Genomic DNA, 18990 nt, shown 5'->3' on the forward strand with positions numbered 1-18990 from the left:
CTCAATATGTTCGTGAACCCGCGCCTTTTGGTTTGGTTCGTCTCTTGCCTTTGATCTTTGGTTCCAATGCGTATCTCAACGCATCAGCATAATGGTTGTCCTTATCCAAGATTTCCGTCGTAACCTCGTCAAACTTGTCTTTTTTGTAGCTGTACGCCATTAACTCCGCATAACAGTCATCCGCATCAGGATGAATTACAATCTCATCAAAGGATTGAATATAGACAACACCGTCTTCAACAGATCCTGACCATTTCACGCAAGCTTTCAATAGTGGTAGCGGGCATTCTTTATCTTTTTGAACCTTGCTGATCGTTTCAGGTCTTGAGCTATCAGCCCTTGATGTATTGGTTTTAAGTTTTGGAACATGTCGATATAGCCATGCAGCAGTATCATCTAATTCCAAGCCCACTCGACTTGCAGCATTGCGAATATAAAGCGTCCTATCTTTTACATAAGCCTCGATTGCTGCAACGGGGTCGGTACTAAACCCCCAATCCACACCAAGCAATGGATCACCAAAACTTTCATCAATTTCAAATTCACGTTGTCTTAGTTTTTTACCAAAGATTGACGCTTCTGAAAGTTTTAAAAACTTACCTTCCCAAATCCACAGATAACGCCCCGCGTCACCCTTAGCATCACGCAAACGCTGATTATTTAATGACTCAGGAAACCAAGGATTGTCACGCCACCCAATATTGATATGCAGTGTGCGCTCATCTTTTTTAGCGACAAACTCTTGCCAAGTTGGGTCGGTTTCAAACTTCGGGTTAAACACCACATAAATACGGACTTTTCCGTATCGTGGCGTAGGTCTTAGCACATCCCATGAATTTTGAGAGACGCTTTCAGCCTCATCTACCAACACAACTCGTAATTTTGTGATTGATTTAATAGAGGTTACATTTGACTTTAAGCCCGCAAAAATAAAGCGAGCACCTGTGACAAGGTTGGTGATTTCGTTGTTTAAAATCTTGAATTGTTTATCCAAACCAAGTTGTGAAATCTTCGCAACGAGCATTGAGTAAATAGAGTCATCAATAGACTTTTGAATCTCACGACAGCAAAGAATTACACCATCATCAATGTAGGATTCCATGATACCAATGTGGGCCAAGGCTTCTGATTTAGCACCACCTCGACCACCTTCCCACACAATTGCATCATAAATTGCTTTACTTAGATTATCGAATGCCGGCAACAGCTTTTCAGGGATTTCAATATCATTCTCGATCCCCATTTGGCTTCACCCCAATAATATTAAAAGTTGGAGGCATTAAATCTTTGCCATTTGCACCTGTAATCTCCAACTTATCCTTAAACATCCCGATATGTTTACCAATCAACTCAACCGCCTTGGTCGCACCTGGTGCATCAAACTTATAAAGCGCTGCATATTCACCATCACTACCCTGAACAAAAACAGGTGCACCATCTCGATCAGTCACAGGCTCACCTTGCATGCAGCGATCAGCAATAGATTTGAGATTCTTTAAAACATAATAAGCATCAAGCCCCAATTCCTCAGCACGCTCATCTTGAAGAAACTTAATACGTGCCTGAACATCTTCACGATGTATTGCGCGCCACGCGTTTGATTTGTCTGTGTAGCCTGCGCGCTCACCTGCAATCTTCTTGTTTGCAGTTTCAAAGTAACCTTGAGCTAATCGCTCATGCTGCTCGTTATCAAGCGGCAAACTACCGAGCGGAATGTCTTCCATTTAATTTCACCTCAATATTCCCAATCTGTTCACACACTTTTCTTAAAGCAATCTGACACTCTTGCTTAAACGCATGACTACTAAACAAATGATTGTATTCTTCAAGACGTTTGCGATTTGCTTTGAGAATGTTGAGATTCTTACGTGCTTCGATTTTGTCCATACTATCGACCCTGCCGTTTATATTTGCGACATTTCGCTTGACTCACACGGTTTGGTTTTGATTTATAACTAGGTGGTTTAGTCCAAATATGTGGAGCAGATAAGCGCTTGAAACTATCAGTAAACCCTTGAAATGAAGCGCTAAAACCCATCATTGCTGTAACAAAACCCAACCCAAATCGACCTAAACGCATGACTTCCTCCAAGACAAAATAAAACCCCTTTCTGGGTATTTAAAACCGTTTATCCAATTCAGCTTGGTATAGTTTTTCTTTTAATAGATAACCTTCAAGCATCCAAATTTTGTTGCGTGCATTTTCGTACGCAATCTTTTTACCAATTTCAGGATCAAAGTTTTCAGGACTTACACATGCTGATTCACCTGTAACTGTGAAACCATTTTTCAAAACAATTACACAGAAGATTAATAGATCAAGTTGCTGTGGTGGATTGATGAATCGCTCACCTTCAGGCAATGAGTTAAATTCTTCAGAAGATGCAAGCGCGCCTGCGTAACCATCACCAGCCGTAAAGTAGTGAACACTTTGAACAACTGAATCAATATGATTAGGCGTTAATCGTGGTGCACTCAAACCTTTCGCTTGAATTTCTTGCTCAATTTGTTTTTCATTTGACATCTTCACTTTCCCCTAGACATTAAAAAACCCCAACATGTGGGGTTAAAGGTTTCGAATTCGATGGGTTTAAAAATGGCAGATTCGCCATAATTAAAGGTGGTGACCAAAACCATAAAAACCTCACATAAATATATGTTTTATATACAAATAATGGTGGTGATCAAATTATTAAAAAATGGCACGCCATACAGGATTCGAACCTGTGACCATCCGCTTAGAAGGCGGATGCTCTATCCACTGAGCTAATGGTGTATTAAAAAGGGTATGGCAATCTGCCACACCCTTAATTCAGACAACAAAAAAGCCCACCTTTCGATGAGCTTCTTACCGTGCAACTTACATACTTCGTGCACTATAACTGAAATATAGCATTGCGCGGTATACCCGTCAACTTTTAACCAATTTTCAAACGATTATCACGCGAATGCATGAAATATCGTCCACAATTAATCATCATGTGAGCAATGGGTTTACTCTGATTTGTAATGTCCGCAACAGCCTGAACACTACGATTCTCCACCTTATGCTTTACCAAACACATCACTGCATACTTTGCTTGATAGTCCACTGACTCACTTTTAAAAACACTTCGCAACAAAGCTTGCACTTGCCCTGCTTCATAATCTGTAATCTCACAAGTGATATAGCATTTTGCAGAACGTGGCGTTTTATCTGCTTCACGAATCAACCAATAGATTTGATTGATATGTAAACCATCTGGTAGTTCACCGCCTTTCATTCGAGCGGTTTCACACCAAGCACCAAATTGCTCAAGCCATCCATCAATTGTGTATTTAGACCAATCCATAATCGTCACCGCTGCGTTCATGATTTCCCCTTAAACCTCTAAAATTTCTATCCCATGCACTGACATCATCAAGTGCTTTTCAATCTGAAATACTTATCTTTCCGAGTAGCAACACTCTTCACATCTTCGACAACCTGACGACCATCTTTGACATACACAAAGTCTGCTACATACTTCACAGCAGGCTTTCTTCTCGGCTCACTCTTAAACTTGACCGACTCAGCAAGTACAAACGCAAACTGCGTCTGTAGCTCACTGATTTCACCTGTACGCTCTAATAGCTGCAATTCCCTATATCGCCTTGCTTCTTTACGAGAATCGAAAGTAGCGCCCTCTAGCACTACTTTCTTATTTCTAAATTTTGGCTTCTTGCAGGGTTTAAGCATCGTTGCCTCGCAAAGCTTTAGCAATTCGATCCGCATATTGAAAAACCTCTTTAGGCGCAATCATTGCGCAACCTAAAACATGCTCAACTGCATCAACTTTTGCTTGCAGCTCTTCAATCCGCTTATCTTTCTCGTCAATCTCAGCCTGTTGCTCTTGCCAAGCCTCCCACTGCAAACCAATAGCAAGAGGAACTGATCTGCCTTGTCGACTTGGGATGTATAATTTCCCATTATGAAAAAATGCTGTTGTACGATGTTTTTGAATACGATTAATAAAACGTAATTCATGATCTTGAGTTGCACCAAAATCCTTTAGCTTCTCGTAGTAAATGCGCTCACCATCCACAACATAAGAAGCGCAAGAAAGGCATTGGTTCAATTGTTCTCTACAGGAAGGACATGATTTAAACTCATCCACGACGTTCCGCCTCCAAGATTGCTTTTGGTATGCTGTTACTTTTACGTGCGAACTTCACCCATAAACCAAACACAACCAAATCAACAATAATGCTGCCAAAAACCCATAAAAATGCAGTATCCCGAGTTATTGATGCATCATTACTAAAAAGACAAGCCGTGATTAATTGAGTATTTAAAACTATAAAAATCATCTTAATATTCATAACTCCACCACCTTCGTATTTGGGCTAATGTTTCTAGGGTCAACCTGTGATTCAACTTGATAAGCCATCAAAGCCTCATAGGCTCTTGTGTCAATTTGATCTTTCCATTTATTGGCTACGGCTTTGATTTGAGCCTCTTTGGCTTGCTTATAAGCCTGGAAAGCTTCTTCTGCCGTGCTAAATCTACCAAGTCTGACGGGCTTTTTTCCATTATGAATTTTCGACTGAAAATTATTCTCACGACTGTCGTAATAAACCCCAAGTGGATATTTATCTTGGTTTTTATCTTGCCTATTAAGAAGTTTATTGATCTCCTGTGGGACAAATACACAAGTGTCTTCACTGTAAGATTTATTACCCCTCACAAGTATGTCCTTATCCAGATCCCACCCAGTTTGATTGAAGCCAATTTGTTCAGAGCACCAGTCTTTAAAATATGGGTAATATTTGAATTTTTCAGATACATAGCAATCTTTGTAAGTAGGATGCTTACTGTGATATTTATCGTCATAACAACGTTGCAGCATTGACCCCCATAGCATATATTCCTTTGGTGTCTTGCCATTAACGCAAGCAGGCTCATCGCCCAAAACACCCACACCCCACACAGTTGCCACCAATCTATCTTTAACATTGCCTTTTTTAATCTGCCCCATATCAGCAACTGTTTCATAGCCTGTATCAATGAACTTAATGTGTACCTTGGAGCCATTGATATACTTGGTAACAATCAAAGACCCATAGTTATTAGTCTTAAATATTTTCCCTTCATAATTTAATTCATTCATCTTTCAGTCACCTTAGTTAGTGGCGAGATGTGATTAGCAATATCACTGCATGTATCAATGCAGTCATACTGAGCAATGGCGGTGCGGAGATCGTCAACAAATACACCAGTGGTGCACTGCACATTACCAACCATGATTTGATAGCTAATCTTTGTTAGATTCTTTGCTTTAGCTCTTTTAAGCATTGATTTTGCCGTATCAATGCCACCAACCCGATCAATAAGGTTGTTTATAGTTGTCATAGCGCCACCTCATCCTTGTTCACATTCATGATGTCTTTTGCGTACTGTGTTGCCCTGTAATGTGTTTTAGTTACACGCTCCAAGTAGTTCCATTTTTCAAAGTTTTGAAGCATCTTGTGAACCGTTGCACGATGAAAATCAAACACTGCTTCTTGCACATCTTTGACTGAAAATGGCTCAGTCGCATGACAAGCAAACAAAAGCAAATACAACTGATTATCAAAAAAAGTTTTAGCCTCACTCACACCCCACCCCCATGCATAACGTTCTCACACTGACCACTAACCCAAACTAGGGCGCAAACTGCGATTAAAATTAGGAGTTGTTTCATGCTTCTTCCTTAAACTTCAATACTTTCCAGTCGTTATCTTCTTTCGCAATCTGACAACTGAAAGAACAGTCAATATCTGGTTCGTCTTTGTATCGCCCCATTTTTGGATTCAACTCATCAAGAAAAATAGGACCGTTTTCATTCTTTAAAATTGAATGCCCAATTTCACGCTCAACGATTGCCATGCGCTCAAAAGTCTCAGGAAAATCTTTACGAATCTTGTTCCAATATCCTGCCCCCCCTTTCACACAGCCAATGCAGTTATTATTCATGTACCCAAGCTCATACATTTTTGGAATGCGAATACCTGCGTCTTGAAGCATCGCTAAGCAATCAGCTTTTGTTAAATCAGATTCAATTAACGGGAAATACACATTCAAAGATGGGTTTCTTTCTTCAAAATCTTGCGCTCGATCAATTTCATCCAAGTCGTACCCAAAAACATGCAAGTCACCCTCTTTTTGAAATGAGCCGCGAGGGATGCGTTTCAGTTGAGTCGTGCATGGCGCACCATTCACACCTTTTAAATATCCTTTTTTAAATACTTCAAAAATTGAGTTTTGACCTTCTGGATATTTCGGATTAAAGATTTTGATAATCTCTTGATCAAACCACTGCTGACACTCACCAAAGAAACGCTTATTGTCTGAGTGCTCTTCTTGAATCGGACTATTCGCAATGACAGCGGGAACATTTGGAAAAATCTTCGATGCTTGTTGAAGCATGATTTTTGTTGCAACAGCAGATGCAGCACCACAACTAAACCAACAAACGATTCGTTCAATATTTTTCACGCTGCGTCTCCTTGCATTCCACCTTCAACAATTGACACAAAACGGCAAATGTCTAAGCGGTCCCTAACTCTCGCTACGCCACGCTTGCCATGTCGATTTTTAGCCACAATAATTTCAGTCACACCAGTTGGCAGCTCATCTTCACCGTTGATTGGGTGAGCCAAAATGATCTGATCTGCGTCTTGTTCAATCTGCCCTGATTCTTTTAGGTCAGAAGCCTTTGGGCGTTTGCCTTTTTCTGATTCACGATTCAATTGAGCCAAAGCAATCACTGGGCAATTAAATTCTTTTGCCAATGCTTTTAAATCACGACTGATTGAGCTGACTTCTTGATAGCGATCTTTCTTGCTTGGATCACGAACAAGCTGTAAGTAATCAATTACGATGCAACCAAGCTTTTTGTATTTACGTCTCGCTTTACGTGCATAAGAATGAATTTCCGCAATCGTTGGCTTTTGCTTATCTTCAATATGAATTTTCAACTTGCTAAATTTATGTTGTGCTTCTGCGAAATCCTTAAGCATTCCATCGTAAAGTTCAGCGTTATGGATGTTGTCGTACGGAATACTGGTTAAAGCCGAAATACAGCGATTTGTGAACGTCTCAACGTCCATCTCAGCCGATACCACTAAGACCGATTCTTGATAGCGCAACGCTGTTTGGATCGTCAGCATTTGAGCCAAAGTAGATTTACCTGATCCTGGTCTGCCACCAATGACACAAAAATGACCTTTCTGAATCGTACCCACCAAATCATCAACAGATTTCAAATTGAACTGCACACCTGAGAATGTTTTGCTTGCCTTTGCTTCTGCTTTTTCGATCAGTTGCTTACCCGACAAAATCAAAGCTTCCTCAAAAGTAAAACTTGATTTCTCAGCTTTTTCACTTGCTGTTGATCCATCAAGAATGGTCTCTGCTGCAATATGCACATCAGAGATTGTTAAATCTTTGGCAATCTCTGAAATACTATGCCCGATCTTCTCAACCTCACGATGTGCCTTAAATTTACTAAGTTCAGCAACATAGGTTTCAAGATTGTAAAAACTTGAAGGCGCTTCGCTGGTCATTTGAAATAGGTATTCAGAGCCACCGATCAAATGGATTACATTTTTTTGGTTAAGTTGCTGCTCAACCATCACCAAATCATATGGCTTGTTTTCATGTGCCAATTCTTGAATTGCGTTGAAAATTTGCTTGTGACGTTCAGGAAAGAAACAATCCACATCAATATCATTCGCAACAGTTTCAAATGATTCAGCAACAGTCATCAATGCAGTTAAAACAGCCTGTTCCATCGGGATATTGTGAATATGTGACATTACCAGTCCCCCATGTCTTCAGTGAAGTTTTGAGGGATTACAGGTTGAGATTTAGCAGCCTGTTCAAAAAGTTTCTCAGTGAGTTTGGTGTCACGCTTAATCCACTTCACAAAGTTTGAATACATCTGAGTGTTGTTCAACAAACCATCTCGAATACGATCTTCGTAACAAGGATTTACTTCAAGTAAAATTTCTTCCACTTGGGCTTGATTGATTTTTGGTAATCCTGAACGTTGTAGCCAAGAATTGAGATCTTGTAAGTTTGGTTTCCAAATTTCCAAAACTTCATCGACTGAATTTTCTTGCGCACCCCTTTCTTTAATATTTTCTTTTACTATTTCTTTAACAGAGTGACATTTGATGCTACTAGTTCCAGTATCATTTAATGTTACTAGTGTAGGTACATTTGATGTAACCGCTTTTGATGCACTAGTATCATTTAATGTTACTAGTTCAATTGATAACCTAGACTCAAAAGTTACTTGGTAAGTGGTAGATTTACCCAAATCTTTTGTGATTTTTACAAGATTATATTTAGCTAAATCTGACATGCCCTTGCGAACAGTACGCTTATCTTTAAAGCCAGTTAATTTCAGAATAAATGCCTCACTAAAAGCACTGTTTTCTTTGTGAAATCCCTTGATATGACGATTAAGAAATATCAAGCATTTAATAGCTTCACCACTTAACACAGCTAAATAACCCTCATCACAAACGAAATTCGGCAAAGGTGTATAACCATCCTCTTTTTTTGCCATAGCTTGCCGCTCGATCCTCTTGACTGTATTTGGGTGAACGTCAATATTATCGACAGGTTCAATTTTCATTGCAGTATTCATGCCCCACCTCTTAAAAAATCAAAAAGGTCATAACGTGCTTTGGCAACACCAACAGCATTGTCTAAATTTGGATTTTCCATATTCGCTTTGAGCGCAATTTCAAGAAGCTTGATTTTTTGATCAATCATTCGCTCCCGATAAGTCGCTTGCAGCTTTGGTGGTTCATGTGCTAAATTTGATTTCATATTCATGCCTTCTAAAGTTTGAATTAAAGAAACCTCAGCTCTGATCAGCTGAGGTTTTTTGTTTTGATGGGTATTCCATTTGTGATACACAAAGCAATCAACATTACTCCTGTGCTGTATTTAGCCTCCTGAATTGAACCTTTTTTTAAATAATTGATCGTTGCTTGAGAAGTTTCTACACGATCAGCAATGCTTTTCTCTGTAAAGCCCTTCTCGCTCAACAGACTCTTAATTAAGAAAGACCAGTCAGGCTTTTCCATAAAGACCACTCATTTTATAACCTATATTATATATTATAACTTGACTTATGATTAATCAATAAATTATTTTATAAATATTACTGATAAATTATAAGGAGTTTTATAAAGGTGGGGATATTCATGGTTGGCTTAACTGTTGGTGATCGAGTTCGCCAGTGCCGCAAACAAAAGGGGTGGTCGCAAATAAAGCTAGCTAAAGAGGCTCAGGTCACTCAAGCCACTATTTCTCATATTGAAAATAACAGTAGTGATCAATCTAAGTTTCTACCTCAATTGGCAAAAGCTCTAAGTGTTTCTGTTGATTTTCTGCTTAGCGGTCAGGAGTATATTGATAGGAAAAAAGGAAACCTTGATGACTTTATTGTTGTTAATGGAGGGAAGAAAGGTCAAGCGCCAAATAGTGATGAGTATGTTCTAATTCCTAAGTTTGATGTTGCTGGATCATGTGGGTCAGGGTCTATTATAGATCATGTCGATGTGGATGGCGGTTTGGTTTTTAGTGAAAATTGGATTAAATCTCAAAATCTTAATATTGAGAAACTTGTTGTTATTCATGCGATTGGTGACAGTATGTACCCATCTGTTGAAGATGGGCAGGTTCTATTGGTTGATACATCTGACACAATTCCAAAAAATTCAAAAATTTATTTTCTTTGTATCGATGGTGAGTATTACATTAAGCGCTTGATTAATATGATTACACACTGGGTGATAAGATCTGATAACCCAGATAAAAATCAATACCCAGATATAGAAATTAGCTCAGATAAAATTCATGCAATACAGATTGAGGGTCGCGTTTGTTGGAAAGGTGGAACTCTTTAAAATATAGCTTATAAAATATTGCCTCTTTTGAGGCATTTTTTATATTTAGAATAAAAAAAATTATATTTTTATAAGATTTCTTATTGAATAAGATTATAATCTGTCTTATATTTATCTCACCAAACAACAAAAAAGCACACCGACCTCGAAATCAAATGTGCTTTTACTCAAAGAGTGAGATAAGTATGACTCTATTCAAACAACATTACAAGACTGCGGTCACCGCCCTTGGTCTTTCCGCAATCCTTGCAACTGCTTGGGCATTGGAGCCAACAGCTCAGGAATTGCCTGTAAACATCCACCCAAGCAAGTACGAAGTGTTGACCTACTTGCCAAATTGCAAAGGCTTCTGCCCTGCTCAACTTAAAGCTGATGACCTGACAATCAACTTGGATTATGAACTTGTTGATGGTTCTGTGCAGCAAATTGACGATGTAACCGTGTTTAAAAACTCGAAAGAGTTAAGCGAAGTTTATCTTGATCGCTCTGAATATGAGCGGATCAGCGCAGCGATTGTCGGGGGTGTGAAGTGAACATGCCTCTCCCTCTTTCACTCCTTGCGACACACAAGGAATGCACTGGCTACGGTGAATTCTTGTATCGCCAAGTTGGTGACATGGTTCAAAAATGGAATGGTGCATCTTGGGTTGAGTTAGACATTCGTTGTTCAGCTCAAGACTTCTTAAAAAATATGCAAAAAGTGACTGAAAAAAATCAATATTCAGGTCGTGCATATTATCCAACACCTGTTTATGACAACCCAATTTACCCACGTAAAAACGTCGTGGGTGCGTATCAAGGGGATTGAGATGAACATTCAAGTCAATACTGATTCAATCGAAGTAGCTCGCCTTGAGTCACTTGTATCACAAATTGCTGATGAACTAATCGCTCTTTCTGATCCAAATGACACCATCATTGAGATGGTTGGTGGTTCTTTACATATGACATATACAGGTCGTGGATTTGAAAGCATTCATTTGTATTTGAGTAATGAATTCACTTTGAAATCAAAAATTTATTACATGACTGATGTTTTAAATCAATTGAATAAAATCAAAAACTATATTTTGGAATGTGCGGCATAGTCCGCCTTGGAGATGAATATGAATGCGCCAGTGAATACAAATCAAGTGGCAACTCCACAAGTCAACCCTGTTCAGCAATACTTCAAAGATCAAGGTGCGTTAAAAAAGATTCAAAGTATTTTGGGTGAAAAAGCAAAAAGCTTTGTAACTACAGTTTTGCAATTAACAGCAACAAATAGTCAACTTGCTAGTGCAAATCCTGAAACTGTTTATGCTGCTGCTGTAACCGCTGCCACACTAGACTTGCCTGTTAATCCAAATTTTGGGTTTGCTTATATTTTGCCTTACAACGTAAATAAAAAGTGCAAAGCAAATGGTTGGAAGGATGAATGGCACACTGAGGCACAATTGCAAATTGGCTATAAAGGTTTCATTCAGTTAGCTCTACGCTCAAATCAGTTTAAATCAATCAATGTCTGCCCTGTATTTTATGGTGATACAAATGAAATGATTATGAGTCGTTTAACATCACTTTTCCCACCTAGAGTTGACGGTGGTCAAATTGTTGGTTATGTGGCTTGGTTTAAGTTATTGGATGGGTTTGAAGCTCATGAAAATATGACTCTTGATGAGCTGAAGAATCATGCTTACAACTACAGCAAGACTTATAAAAAAGCTGTAGATGATGATAAAAACTACAGCACTTGGCATCAAAATTTTGATGCTATGAGCAAGAAAACTGTACTCAAAAAATTATTAACTCACTGGGCACCACTGTCAGTTGATCTTCAAAAAGCCATTGATTCAGATCAGGCAGTAATGCGCACTGTTAATGGTGAGCAAGCGCCCGACTACATTGATAATAAGTCAGTAGTCACCCCTATCGAAGCTCCGAAGCTTGTGCTTTTAGATGGTGAATTTAATGATTTACTCGAACAATTAAATGCAGGTGCAATTGATAAAGCATACATTTCTAATAGTTACGAGCTGACAGATGCTCAAAAAGTAGCGGTGGAGGCTCAATAATGAAACTATTCCGTGCCTCATCTCTGCATAAATTAATTGGTGATAGTCGAGTAAAATCGGCTGCCATTAGTGATACAGCAAAGTCAGAAATTCGCTCAATTGTTAAAGAGGATTTATACACTTTCCGATCATTTACAGGCAATAGTTACACAGCAAAAGGCAATATGCTTGAAGATATTGCAATTCAAATGTCAGGTCGTACACGTAAGCGTAACTATCAAAAACACAATGGTCGAATCAGTAATGATTTGATCACTGGTGAATGTGATGTTCTTGATTTAAGCAAAAAATTGATCATCGACACTAAATGCACTTGGGATATTGGTACTCACCCATTTTTCCAGGATGAGGCGCAAGAAAAAGTCAAAAAAGCGGGTTACAACATTCAGATGCAGGCGTATATGTGGCTTTACGATTGTGAAGTAGCAAACATTGATTTTTGGTTATTCCCTTGTCCTATTGAACTTACAAAAGATTGGGATGATCGAGAGCAATTAATTGATCTTGTTGAAATGATCGATATTCGTGAACGTCTTACGACTGTTGTTATTGAGCGTGATGAGTCAATAATTCAGAAGATAAAAGACAAAATTCCACACTGTCAGGCTTATTACGAAAAGTTATTTGCTGAACGAAGCAAAGGGAGAATTGCGGCATGAAAAAAATCCCTAAAACTCATTTTCAATTATTCGCTGCATTCCTCACGGTAATTGGCTACAAAGCGAAAATGAATGGCGATGGCTCGATGCTTTGTATTAATCCAAAAATGCCGAAAGAGCGCAGACAAATTGTTTTGTGGGCAAGCGGAAAAATGAATAAAGCTTGTCAAATTTTATGGCAAGACTATTTAAATCATTGGCTTGCGATTGGTAAAGAATTTATCAGTGAATTAAGGAAGGTGGCGTGATGAGCACATTAAAAGATTTGAACAAACACTTATTCGATCAATTGGATCGACTTGCTACTGCTAGCAAAGACAATTTGGAAATGGAAGTAAAGCGTGCTGAAACAATGCAGGTTGTGAGTGCTGAAATCATTAAAGCACACAATACACAACTTGAAGCAGTAAAGCTTGTTGCTGGCTATAAAGGCTTAAATCCAAACCAAGAAGCGCCACGCATTGAAACTGGCAATATTGAGGTGTGACATGAGTCGAAAACACTTTACAGTCGACCAGGTTGAGTTTTTAAAGTCGATTGCACACCTGCCACGTACTCAAATGGCTGAAAAATTTAATGCCAAATTTGGTGAGAATCGCACAAATGATTCTATGCAGCGCTGGTGCAGTAAAAATAATTTTTTAGGTGTTCCAAACACAGGAAGATTTATCAAGGGTCAAAGTGCATGGAATGATGGGAAAACTGGTTACATGGGCGCAAATGCTACAAGCTTTAAAAAAGGCAATGTACCACACAACACCAAGCCTTTATTTAGTGAGCGCACATGTGCAAAAGATGGTTATGTCTTGATAAAGATTCGCGAAGAACACCCTCAATTTGTTTTAAAACATCGTTGGCTGTGGGAGCAGGTCAAAGGACCTATCCCAGAAAATCATAAAATCGTTTTTATTAATGAAGATAAAACCGATATTCGCATTGATAATTTAATGCTTGTTAGTGATGCGGAGCTTGCTGTTAAAAATATCAAGTTTTCAAAGGTTTCCAATGCTGAAACCAACGAAACTTGCTTACTTTTATCTAAGTTGCATATTGCAGCAAAGAAGGTGGCGTGATGGAAAAAACATACCCACCGAATAGCAGATATCCACTTCAAGATCACTTGGTTGTTGATATTGAAAACAATGTGTTGGAATTTCCTAGAAAAAATACCAAGAAATGCCAACACATGTTTGTTGAAATTGATACCAAAGCCCTTGAATTGGTTTGTAAGAAATGTGGCACAAAAGTTAATCCAGTTTTATGGATTAAAGATTCAGTAAGTTATTTCACTCGTATTCAGCAAGATATTGCGGACCAGCGCGAAAGGCTAAAAGAAGATGAAGCTGAATTAAAGAAGCGCTCAAGAACACGCTGCCAACACTGTACCAAAATGACAGCAATCAACTTGAAGCATCATAATTTTCAGATATTAGGGTGATGAGATGGAAATTAATAAAGAACGTGAAGCGTTTGAGGAACATATAACAGATGCAGGTCTTGTTGAATTTGCAGGGTATGGATTTGAGGTTGATGAGTGTGATGAGTATTTGCATGAACCAACTCGGGTTGCGTGGGACTCATGGCTTATCGGATTGAGAAGATCTAAAGCCCAAGCCGTACCAGAAGGGTTTGTTTTGGTGCCAAAGCTTTCAGCTAATTACTTATTTAACAAAGTGCCTGAACTTAGCTTTAAGCATCAAGATGAGAAAGACACTGTTCTTTATCATTTAAATTACATGGCATCTGAGTTTAAAGAGTCTGCTAAACAATTTGTTGTTCTTGATCATGAAAAACAGAAGCGCTTTATTGGAGAAAGTGGTTCAGATCCATATCGCACAGACTTTGAAATCATTGAGCAAACTTTAAAATTAGTTGATCTTTTAGCATCATCAACAAATGTTTTTCAGCGTGATCCGAAAAGCAAAGTTTACCCCTTTGAATCTGAAAATCCACGTGTGGTGGAATGGTGGCGTACAGCTTGCAAAATTCAAGAATTACTTACTGATACAGATCCTGAAAATTGCGATTTTGAGGAATTCAAAGCAATAATTGAAGCACAGGAGCAAGGGCATGAATGAGTTAATTGTTAAAAGTTCGCAGCTCACTATGTCCACTCGCTTAATTGCAGAGCTGACAGGTAAAGAGCATTTTCATGTAAAGCGTGATTGTGAAACCATGTTTAGTGAATTGGATTTAGATCCAAAGGGGTATATCCAAAACTGGATACACCCCCAAAATGGTCAAACTTATACTGAATATTTATTACCTAAAAATTTAGTGGAAACACTTATTACTGGGTATAGCATTAAATTGCGCTATCAGGTTATTCAACGATTACATGAATTGGAGAATTGTGCTAAAAGTGCGGTTCCTCAAACTTTCTCGGAAGCATTGCAACTTGCAGCAGATCAGGCAAAACAACTTGAACTTGCTGCGCCAAAAGTTACTTATTATGACACTGTTGTTGAGCGCTCTACCCTGCTCAATGCTTCACAAGTTGCTCAAAAAATTAAAATGTCAGCAATCAAGATGAATAAAATTCTAGATTCGCTCAATGTTTATCATCGTGGTGTTAAGCGCGCTCGACTTTTTCAGCAATGGTTTATTGACAAGGGTTTAGGTGAAGTGAAACAGACTGAACTTGGTTTTTCACAGCCAATGTTTACTACTTTGGGTGAAGCGTGGGTTATTGAAAAGTTGGTGAGTGAGGGAGTGTTGGAGGCATGATGGTAAAAGAAAAGGAGGAAGGTTGATGGGGGTTTTTCAAATTACTGTTACAGGTGATGCGCCTCAACTTTTTATTGGTTCTGACATTGGTGGTGCAAAGATTGTAGCAATCAAGGATGTAAGTCCAAAACTTGTATCTGCATCCGAACTTGCTGAGCAATATAATATGAGTGCTGATGTTGTCCGGGATCGTTGCGCTGAAATCAATAAAGGCACAAAAGGCAAATGCCTATACGACCCCAATCAAGCACACATCATGCTTACAGCAAAACCTGTAGCAAAAAGAGGCAGAAAGAGAGCAAATTAGCTCTCTTTTTTATTCACGATCAAGCATGTCTGCAATATCATTCACGTCGGGGTTGTAGTAAGTATTCACAAGAATTTTAATGTTTTTATGCCCTGTCACTTTTGCCAAAACCTCCACAGGTAATTTCTGATTGTTTACAAACCTCGTAATAGCCTCATGTCGAGCATCATGGAAATGAATATCCTCAAGACCTACTTTTGCCTTTCTTCGTTCCCACATTAATCGAAAAGCATTTTCAGATTGTGGAATTAATTTAACGCCATCGTGGTTGATTAACTCTAAAAGTGCCAAAGCTTTTTTGGTTAGCGGTACATCGCGTGCATCACCATTTTTGGTTTTTGGTAAATGCACATGACGATCATAAATATCTGACATTTTGATACCGAGTATTTCACCTCGACGCATTGCTGTTTCCAGTGCAAATAAAAATGCCCACGCTACATAATGTTCGTTTGTTGTTGGTATTTTACCCTCGACATAATCCAAGGATTTTATAATTATTTTAATCTCATCATCTCTGATTCTGCGGTGTCGAGCTTTTGGTTTTACAGGTTTCTTCACTGTTGACCACGGATTGTCATCTAGTATAAATAGCTCTTTAATTGCATAAGTAAAGACAGAACTATATAAAGCCATCTCTCGCAGCAAAGTATTAGCTCCTACTTCCTTTGCTCTTTTATTCCGCCAATTGGTCAGGTGCTTTGGTGTGATGTCGTGAATTGACATATCAGCGAGTGCACCAAATTTTAAATCGAATGGATTTAACTGTTGTTTGATATATGAAGATCCACGCATCTTCTTACCAACTTCGTCATAGTATTTATAAAAAAGTGTCTTGAATGGATAGTGCGGTTTTACACCCAAATCCTCGGTAACTTGATTTGCTTTGACTTCAAGTAATTTTTGCGCTGCCCATTGTTCACATTCTTTTGCTGTATCGCGTGTGGCAGATGAACGTTTGCCGTTGATCATTATTTCTATGTAATAAGCTTCACCACGCTTTCTTGGTTTCGGTAATTTCATATTAAAGCCCAAAATCTTTGACGTAAATTTGACGTAAATTAAACCGCAAAATCGGTAAAAAGCGCAGATTATGCCGATATTGCGGATAATAACATATAAATCGCAGGCATAAAAAAAGGGCTTTAAGTCATTGAAATGTCTTAAAACCCTTATGCTGTAAGGCTTGTATCTTGGTAGGTTTAACCAGATTCGAACTGGTGACCTCTACGATGTCAACGTAGCGCTCTAACCAACTGAGCTATAAACCTGAGGTGCTGAGAATATTATTCATTTTTCTATCATCTGACAAGTATTAATTTCATCTCTTTAAATCATTCGCACACTCTTTAAGCAAAAATTTAAATTTCTGAATATCATTTTGATTTTTATCAGCTAAATACACAATTTTTTGAAACATCTCATTGGTCTGCATAAACAGTTCTGCTCGCTGTGACTGCTGAGACAAACGACTCATCCACTGTTGAAAAGTTTCAGAGATCGCTTTTTGATGGTGCACATCTAATTGGCGGTTAAAGTTCAAAATGAGTCTTTCCACAGTCGACATTTTTTGAATATTTAAAACTTTGTTCATTCCCCAATAGAGCAACAACAGTCCCATCATTCCCAAAATTAAAACCAAGCCAAAACTGTAGCTTGATGTTAAACCCAGTTTTTTCATCCAACTATTTTGCTTCTCGGCATCATAACCCACGACTTTACTTTGCCACTGAAAGCTTGCGTAATCACTCCACACTCTGAAACTACGCAAAATCGAAGAATGTTGTAATTTTAAACTCGAATAATGCGTATCCCCAAAAATTACCTGATCATCCTTCATCATATTTTGCATGCCATTATCCACCCGCATTGGTGCAATGATTGCTGTAGGGTCAACACGGTGCCACTTTCCTTGTACATAAACTTCCGTCCATGCATGTGCGTCGAGTTGACGAACCTCCCAACTTTGCCCATCGGGGGCAAGTTCTCCACCTTGATAACCTGTCACCACACGGGCAGGAATGCCAACATAACGCATCAGCAATGTAAAGCTTGCAGCATAATGTTCACAAAAACCTTGTTTGGATTGAAATAAAAACTCATCCATACGATTATTCGCTAACTTTCCTGGTGCAAGGGTATAAACAAATTTTTCTTTTTTATACCAATTCAATACATTATGAATATATCGTTCAGGGTTGTGTTGGCTTTGTTGATATAATTTTTGTGCTAGCTTCTGCGCTTGTACATCACGATCTAAAGGATAATTCAAACTGTTCTTTAGCATATATTGGTTTGTTACGCCATTTTCTACATCAAACCCATCATTCCCAATCCATTGCAACTGAATGGGTTGCGTTCGCTGCACCATACGCCGTGGAATAATTGACCAATCTTCACGCAAAATATATTTATTTCCCGTTGGCACTGATTTTTCTAAAGCAGTAATCCACGTTTGACTTGGATCACTGGGCAAATATTGATAATCAAATCCTATATTTGCCACAAGAGATGGCGTCGATTTTACTTGTTGATTCACAAAACTACTGGTCCAACGTGTACCATCATAATGATCTAACACCATTGCCCGCCAATACAGTTCAGAACGTGCTGGCAGTGCTTGCATATTAGCAATAATACGAAAAGCCAAAGCGCTCGACTGCGATAACTCCGCGAGATCACCAGGTGACATGCTATCACTAAGTCCTGTCACTGCTTTATTTTGTGGAATAGGAATCTGCCAAAGTGGCGGTAATCGTGGGAAAAATAAGAACAGTAGAATAAAAAATGGTAATGCTAAACCAATAAATTTTAAAATATGTAAAGCATCTGTTTTAAGCGATTTTAATACAGGCTGTGAAGTTTCAAAATTTACCGTTTGCACTCGATAAAGCCCAACCAAACAACTGATTAAACAACATAAAACCAATAATGCCATCCAAAAGGCTTGACTGTGTAAAAATAAACTTGCACTCACAAATAATGCAAAATTAAACAGAATAATAAAATCTCGTTTACTTTTAGTTTCTAAAGCTTTAGCAAATAAAAAAGTCGATAAAACAGCAGTGCCTGCCTCCACACCCAAAAATGTTCCAGCATCTAAATAAATAATCACTAAAGCTAAAATAGCAAAAATAATTTTGGGATATTTGGGGAAATCAAAAATTTCATGCTGATTTTTCTTATGATAATACGCTGCTAAACCCATAATATTCAGCAAAAATAAAATTGACAATGCGATCGGCATAAATGCCACTTGTGCTAACCAAATTAAACCCAATGCACACAGAATGGAAATTTGAATGGATTTATTCAT

General features: G+C 38.5%; 32 protein-coding genes and 2 tRNA genes. 13 read left to right on the forward strand and 21 right to left on the reverse strand.

Features of this window, described 5'->3' with window-relative positions; genetic code table 11:
• Position 1: 1 nt before the first annotated feature.
• The 18 genes from G0028_RS11495 to G0028_RS11575 form a co-directional block, all read right to left on the reverse strand.
• Entirely contained in the window at positions 2-1243 is a 1242-nt protein-coding gene (locus G0028_RS11495) for a PBSX family phage terminase large subunit (RefSeq protein WP_194088717.1), read from the reverse strand.
• Positions 1227-1724: a terminase small subunit gene (locus tag G0028_RS11500; protein WP_180047394.1), complete on the reverse strand. Its 498-nt coding sequence runs from the start codon at positions 1722-1724 to the stop codon at positions 1227-1229. Before G0028_RS11500 ends, G0028_RS11495 begins: the two co-directional genes overlap by 17 nt.
• Complete coding sequence (locus G0028_RS21095; RefSeq protein ID WP_180097386.1) at positions 1702-1887, reverse strand: hypothetical protein; 186 nt, start codon at positions 1885-1887, stop codon at positions 1702-1704. The genes G0028_RS11500 and G0028_RS21095 overlap by 23 nt, the downstream gene beginning before the upstream one ends.
• A 1-nt stretch (position 1888) precedes the next feature.
• Entirely contained in the window at positions 1889-2080 is a 192-nt protein-coding gene (locus tag G0028_RS11505; RefSeq protein ID WP_180047381.1) for a hypothetical protein, read from the reverse strand.
• A gap of 39 nt (positions 2081-2119) precedes the next feature.
• The gene (locus G0028_RS11510) at positions 2120-2524 is read right to left on the reverse strand and encodes a Gp49 family protein (RefSeq protein WP_180047392.1); all 405 of its coding nucleotides are present in this window, start codon (positions 2522-2524) and stop codon (positions 2120-2122) included.
• Positions 2525-2700: 176 nt separating this feature from the next.
• Positions 2701-2776 (reverse strand) — tRNA-Arg (locus tag G0028_RS11515).
• Between the two features lie 142 nt (positions 2777-2918).
• Entirely contained in the window at positions 2919-3353 is a 435-nt protein-coding gene (locus G0028_RS11520; protein ID WP_180047390.1) for a hypothetical protein, read from the reverse strand.
• Between the two features lie 47 nt (positions 3354-3400).
• Positions 3401-3754 (reverse strand): DUF1064 domain-containing protein, encoded by a 354-nt coding sequence (locus G0028_RS11525; protein WP_320109286.1) that lies wholly within the window; start codon positions 3752-3754, stop codon positions 3401-3403.
• Positions 3711-4136, reverse strand: coding sequence for a hypothetical protein (locus tag G0028_RS11530; protein ID WP_227554721.1), 426 nt, complete (start codon positions 4134-4136; stop codon positions 3711-3713). Before G0028_RS11530 ends, G0028_RS11525 begins: the two co-directional genes overlap by 44 nt.
• Positions 4129-4341: a hypothetical protein gene (locus G0028_RS11535; RefSeq protein ID WP_180047388.1), complete on the reverse strand. Its 213-nt coding sequence runs from the start codon at positions 4339-4341 to the stop codon at positions 4129-4131. The genes G0028_RS11530 and G0028_RS11535 overlap by 8 nt, the downstream gene beginning before the upstream one ends.
• Entirely contained in the window at positions 4338-5129 is a 792-nt protein-coding gene (locus tag G0028_RS11540; protein WP_194088718.1) for an AP2 domain-containing protein, read from the reverse strand. The genes G0028_RS11535 and G0028_RS11540 overlap by 4 nt, the downstream gene beginning before the upstream one ends.
• Positions 5126-5371 carry a hypothetical protein gene (locus G0028_RS11545; RefSeq protein WP_180048097.1) on the reverse strand — a complete coding sequence of 82 codons (246 nt, stop codon included), beginning with the start codon at positions 5369-5371 and terminating at the stop codon, positions 5126-5128. The genes G0028_RS11540 and G0028_RS11545 overlap by 4 nt, the downstream gene beginning before the upstream one ends.
• Entirely contained in the window at positions 5368-5616 is a 249-nt protein-coding gene (locus tag G0028_RS11550; protein WP_180048100.1) for a MarR family transcriptional regulator, read from the reverse strand. Before G0028_RS11550 ends, G0028_RS11545 begins: the two co-directional genes overlap by 4 nt.
• 82 nt (positions 5617-5698) lie before the next feature.
• Positions 5699-6496 (reverse strand): hypothetical protein, encoded by a 798-nt coding sequence (locus tag G0028_RS11555; protein WP_194088719.1) that lies wholly within the window; start codon positions 6494-6496, stop codon positions 5699-5701.
• Positions 6493-7818 (reverse strand): replicative DNA helicase, encoded by a 1326-nt coding sequence (locus tag G0028_RS11560; RefSeq protein WP_180045379.1) that lies wholly within the window; start codon positions 7816-7818, stop codon positions 6493-6495. Before G0028_RS11560 ends, G0028_RS11555 begins: the two co-directional genes overlap by 4 nt.
• On the reverse strand, positions 7818-8657 hold the full coding sequence (locus G0028_RS11565; protein ID WP_227554722.1) for a replication protein: 840 nt from the start codon (positions 8655-8657) through the stop codon (positions 7818-7820). Before G0028_RS11565 ends, G0028_RS11560 begins: the two co-directional genes overlap by 1 nt.
• Entirely contained in the window at positions 8654-8842 is a 189-nt protein-coding gene (locus G0028_RS11570; RefSeq protein ID WP_180097488.1) for a hypothetical protein, read from the reverse strand. The genes G0028_RS11565 and G0028_RS11570 overlap by 4 nt, the downstream gene beginning before the upstream one ends.
• 44 nt (positions 8843-8886) lie before the next feature.
• On the reverse strand, positions 8887-9102 hold the full coding sequence (locus G0028_RS11575; protein ID WP_180097485.1) for a hypothetical protein: 216 nt from the start codon (positions 9100-9102) through the stop codon (positions 8887-8889).
• 120 nt (positions 9103-9222) lie between these two features.
• On the opposite strand from G0028_RS11575, the gene G0028_RS11580 reads away from it, so the two are divergent.
• From G0028_RS11580 to G0028_RS11640, 13 genes are all read left to right on the forward strand, one after another.
• Positions 9223-9927, forward strand: a complete 705-nt coding sequence (locus G0028_RS11580) for an XRE family transcriptional regulator (RefSeq protein ID WP_180097482.1) — start codon at positions 9223-9225, stop codon at positions 9925-9927.
• A 185-nt stretch (positions 9928-10112) separates the two neighbouring features.
• Positions 10113-10460 (forward strand): hypothetical protein, encoded by a 348-nt coding sequence (locus G0028_RS11585; RefSeq protein WP_180047968.1) that lies wholly within the window; start codon positions 10113-10115, stop codon positions 10458-10460.
• Positions 10461-10462: 2 nt separating this feature from the next.
• Entirely contained in the window at positions 10463-10735 is a 273-nt protein-coding gene (locus G0028_RS11590) for a hypothetical protein (RefSeq protein WP_227554723.1), read from the forward strand.
• A gap of 1 nt (position 10736) precedes the next feature.
• Complete coding sequence (locus G0028_RS11595) at positions 10737-11015, forward strand: hypothetical protein (protein ID WP_180047964.1); 279 nt, start codon at positions 10737-10739, stop codon at positions 11013-11015.
• Between the two features lie 18 nt (positions 11016-11033).
• Positions 11034-11981 (forward strand): recombinase RecT, encoded by a 948-nt coding sequence (locus tag G0028_RS11600; RefSeq protein WP_180047962.1) that lies wholly within the window; start codon positions 11034-11036, stop codon positions 11979-11981.
• Positions 11981-12640: a hypothetical protein gene (locus G0028_RS11605; RefSeq protein ID WP_180047960.1), complete on the forward strand. Its 660-nt coding sequence runs from the start codon at positions 11981-11983 to the stop codon at positions 12638-12640. Before G0028_RS11600 ends, G0028_RS11605 begins: the two co-directional genes overlap by 1 nt.
• Positions 12637-12888: a hypothetical protein gene (locus tag G0028_RS11610; RefSeq protein WP_180047958.1), complete on the forward strand. Its 252-nt coding sequence runs from the start codon at positions 12637-12639 to the stop codon at positions 12886-12888. Before G0028_RS11605 ends, G0028_RS11610 begins: the two co-directional genes overlap by 4 nt.
• Positions 12888-13127, forward strand: a complete 240-nt coding sequence (locus tag G0028_RS11615; protein WP_180047956.1) for a hypothetical protein — start codon at positions 12888-12890, stop codon at positions 13125-13127. The genes G0028_RS11610 and G0028_RS11615 overlap by 1 nt, the downstream gene beginning before the upstream one ends.
• A 73-nt stretch (positions 13128-13200) precedes the next feature.
• Positions 13201-13713, forward strand: a complete 513-nt coding sequence (locus G0028_RS11620; RefSeq protein WP_194088720.1) for an HNH endonuclease signature motif containing protein — start codon at positions 13201-13203, stop codon at positions 13711-13713.
• Positions 13713-14078, forward strand: a complete 366-nt coding sequence (locus tag G0028_RS11625) for a hypothetical protein (RefSeq protein WP_180047952.1) — start codon at positions 13713-13715, stop codon at positions 14076-14078. Before G0028_RS11620 ends, G0028_RS11625 begins: the two co-directional genes overlap by 1 nt.
• Positions 14079-14082: 4 nt before the next feature.
• Positions 14083-14718, forward strand: a complete 636-nt coding sequence (locus G0028_RS11630; RefSeq protein WP_180047950.1) for a hypothetical protein — start codon at positions 14083-14085, stop codon at positions 14716-14718.
• Complete coding sequence (locus G0028_RS11635; RefSeq protein ID WP_194088721.1) at positions 14711-15367, forward strand: Rha family transcriptional regulator; 657 nt, start codon at positions 14711-14713, stop codon at positions 15365-15367. The genes G0028_RS11630 and G0028_RS11635 overlap by 8 nt, the downstream gene beginning before the upstream one ends.
• Positions 15368-15392: 25 nt before the next feature.
• Positions 15393-15674, forward strand: a complete 282-nt coding sequence (locus G0028_RS11640; RefSeq protein WP_180045680.1) for a hypothetical protein — start codon at positions 15393-15395, stop codon at positions 15672-15674.
• A gap of 9 nt (positions 15675-15683) precedes the next feature.
• On the opposite strand, the gene G0028_RS11645 is transcribed toward G0028_RS11640, so the two are convergent.
• The 3 genes from G0028_RS11645 to G0028_RS11655 form a co-directional block, all read right to left on the reverse strand.
• Positions 15684-16697 (reverse strand): tyrosine-type recombinase/integrase, encoded by a 1014-nt coding sequence (locus G0028_RS11645; protein ID WP_180045679.1) that lies wholly within the window; start codon positions 16695-16697, stop codon positions 15684-15686.
• Between the two features lie 171 nt (positions 16698-16868).
• Positions 16869-16945 (reverse strand) — tRNA-Val (locus tag G0028_RS11650).
• Between the two features lie 50 nt (positions 16946-16995).
• Positions 16996-18990: a transglutaminaseTgpA domain-containing protein gene (locus G0028_RS11655; RefSeq protein ID WP_180045678.1), complete on the reverse strand. Its 1995-nt coding sequence runs from the start codon at positions 18988-18990 to the stop codon at positions 16996-16998.

Origin of the sequence: Acinetobacter piscicola (genome assembly GCF_015218165.1) — a bacterium.
GTDB classification, from domain to species: domain Bacteria; phylum Pseudomonadota; class Gammaproteobacteria; order Pseudomonadales; family Moraxellaceae; genus Acinetobacter; species Acinetobacter piscicola_A.

Excerpts from the sequence above, each read along its gene's own strand:
- G0028_RS11585 (WP_180047968.1), top strand. The coding sequence starts at position 10,113 with ATGACTCTATTCAAACAACATTACAAGACTGCGGTCACCGCCCTTGGT.
- G0028_RS11625 (WP_180047952.1), top strand. The coding sequence starts at position 13,713 with ATGGAAAAAACATACCCACCGAATAGCAGATATCCACTTCAAGATCAC.
- G0028_RS11635 (WP_194088721.1), top strand. The coding sequence starts at position 14,711 with ATGAATGAGTTAATTGTTAAAAGTTCGCAGCTCACTATGTCCACTCGC.
- G0028_RS11580 (WP_180097482.1), top strand. The coding sequence starts at position 9,223 with ATGGTTGGCTTAACTGTTGGTGATCGAGTTCGCCAGTGCCGCAAACAA.
- G0028_RS11495 (WP_194088717.1), bottom strand. The coding sequence starts at position 1,243 with ATGGGGATCGAGAATGATATTGAAATCCCTGAAAAGCTGTTGCCGGCA.
- G0028_RS11640 (WP_180045680.1), top strand. The coding sequence starts at position 15,393 with ATGGGGGTTTTTCAAATTACTGTTACAGGTGATGCGCCTCAACTTTTT.
- G0028_RS11540 (WP_194088718.1), bottom strand. The coding sequence starts at position 5,129 with ATGAATGAATTAAATTATGAAGGGAAAATATTTAAGACTAATAACTAT.
- G0028_RS11500 (WP_180047394.1), bottom strand. The coding sequence starts at position 1,724 with ATGGAAGACATTCCGCTCGGTAGTTTGCCGCTTGATAACGAGCAGCAT.
- G0028_RS11615 (WP_180047956.1), top strand. The coding sequence starts at position 12,888 with ATGAGCACATTAAAAGATTTGAACAAACACTTATTCGATCAATTGGAT.
- G0028_RS11605 (WP_180047960.1), top strand. The coding sequence starts at position 11,981 with ATGAAACTATTCCGTGCCTCATCTCTGCATAAATTAATTGGTGATAGT.
- G0028_RS11520 (WP_180047390.1), bottom strand. The coding sequence starts at position 3,353 with ATGAACGCAGCGGTGACGATTATGGATTGGTCTAAATACACAATTGAT.
- G0028_RS11645 (WP_180045679.1), bottom strand. The coding sequence starts at position 16,697 with ATGAAATTACCGAAACCAAGAAAGCGTGGTGAAGCTTATTACATAGAA.
- G0028_RS21095 (WP_180097386.1), bottom strand. The coding sequence starts at position 1,887 with ATGGACAAAATCGAAGCACGTAAGAATCTCAACATTCTCAAAGCAAAT.
- G0028_RS11620 (WP_194088720.1), top strand. The coding sequence starts at position 13,201 with ATGGCTGAAAAATTTAATGCCAAATTTGGTGAGAATCGCACAAATGAT.
- G0028_RS11525 (WP_320109286.1), bottom strand. The coding sequence starts at position 3,754 with ATGCGGATCGAATTGCTAAAGCTTTGCGAGGCAACGATGCTTAAACCC.
- G0028_RS11610 (WP_180047958.1), top strand. The coding sequence starts at position 12,637 with ATGAAAAAAATCCCTAAAACTCATTTTCAATTATTCGCTGCATTCCTC.
- G0028_RS11600 (WP_180047962.1), top strand. The coding sequence starts at position 11,034 with ATGAATGCGCCAGTGAATACAAATCAAGTGGCAACTCCACAAGTCAAC.
- G0028_RS11510 (WP_180047392.1), bottom strand. The coding sequence starts at position 2,524 with ATGTCAAATGAAAAACAAATTGAGCAAGAAATTCAAGCGAAAGGTTTG.
- G0028_RS11595 (WP_180047964.1), top strand. The coding sequence starts at position 10,737 with ATGAACATTCAAGTCAATACTGATTCAATCGAAGTAGCTCGCCTTGAG.
- G0028_RS11560 (WP_180045379.1), bottom strand. The coding sequence starts at position 7,818 with ATGTCACATATTCACAATATCCCGATGGAACAGGCTGTTTTAACTGCA.
- G0028_RS11505 (WP_180047381.1), bottom strand. The coding sequence starts at position 2,080 with ATGCGTTTAGGTCGATTTGGGTTGGGTTTTGTTACAGCAATGATGGGT.
- G0028_RS11535 (WP_180047388.1), bottom strand. The coding sequence starts at position 4,341 with ATGAATATTAAGATGATTTTTATAGTTTTAAATACTCAATTAATCACG.
- G0028_RS11655 (WP_180045678.1), bottom strand. The coding sequence starts at position 18,990 with ATGAATAAATCCATTCAAATTTCCATTCTGTGTGCATTGGGTTTAATT.
- G0028_RS11630 (WP_180047950.1), top strand. The coding sequence starts at position 14,083 with ATGGAAATTAATAAAGAACGTGAAGCGTTTGAGGAACATATAACAGAT.
- G0028_RS11575 (WP_180097485.1), bottom strand. The coding sequence starts at position 9,102 with ATGGAAAAGCCTGACTGGTCTTTCTTAATTAAGAGTCTGTTGAGCGAG.
- G0028_RS11570 (WP_180097488.1), bottom strand. The coding sequence starts at position 8,842 with ATGAAATCAAATTTAGCACATGAACCACCAAAGCTGCAAGCGACTTAT.
- G0028_RS11590 (WP_227554723.1), top strand. The coding sequence starts at position 10,463 with ATGCCTCTCCCTCTTTCACTCCTTGCGACACACAAGGAATGCACTGGC.
- G0028_RS11565 (WP_227554722.1), bottom strand. The coding sequence starts at position 8,657 with ATGAATACTGCAATGAAAATTGAACCTGTCGATAATATTGACGTTCAC.
- G0028_RS11545 (WP_180048097.1), bottom strand. The coding sequence starts at position 5,371 with ATGACAACTATAAACAACCTTATTGATCGGGTTGGTGGCATTGATACG.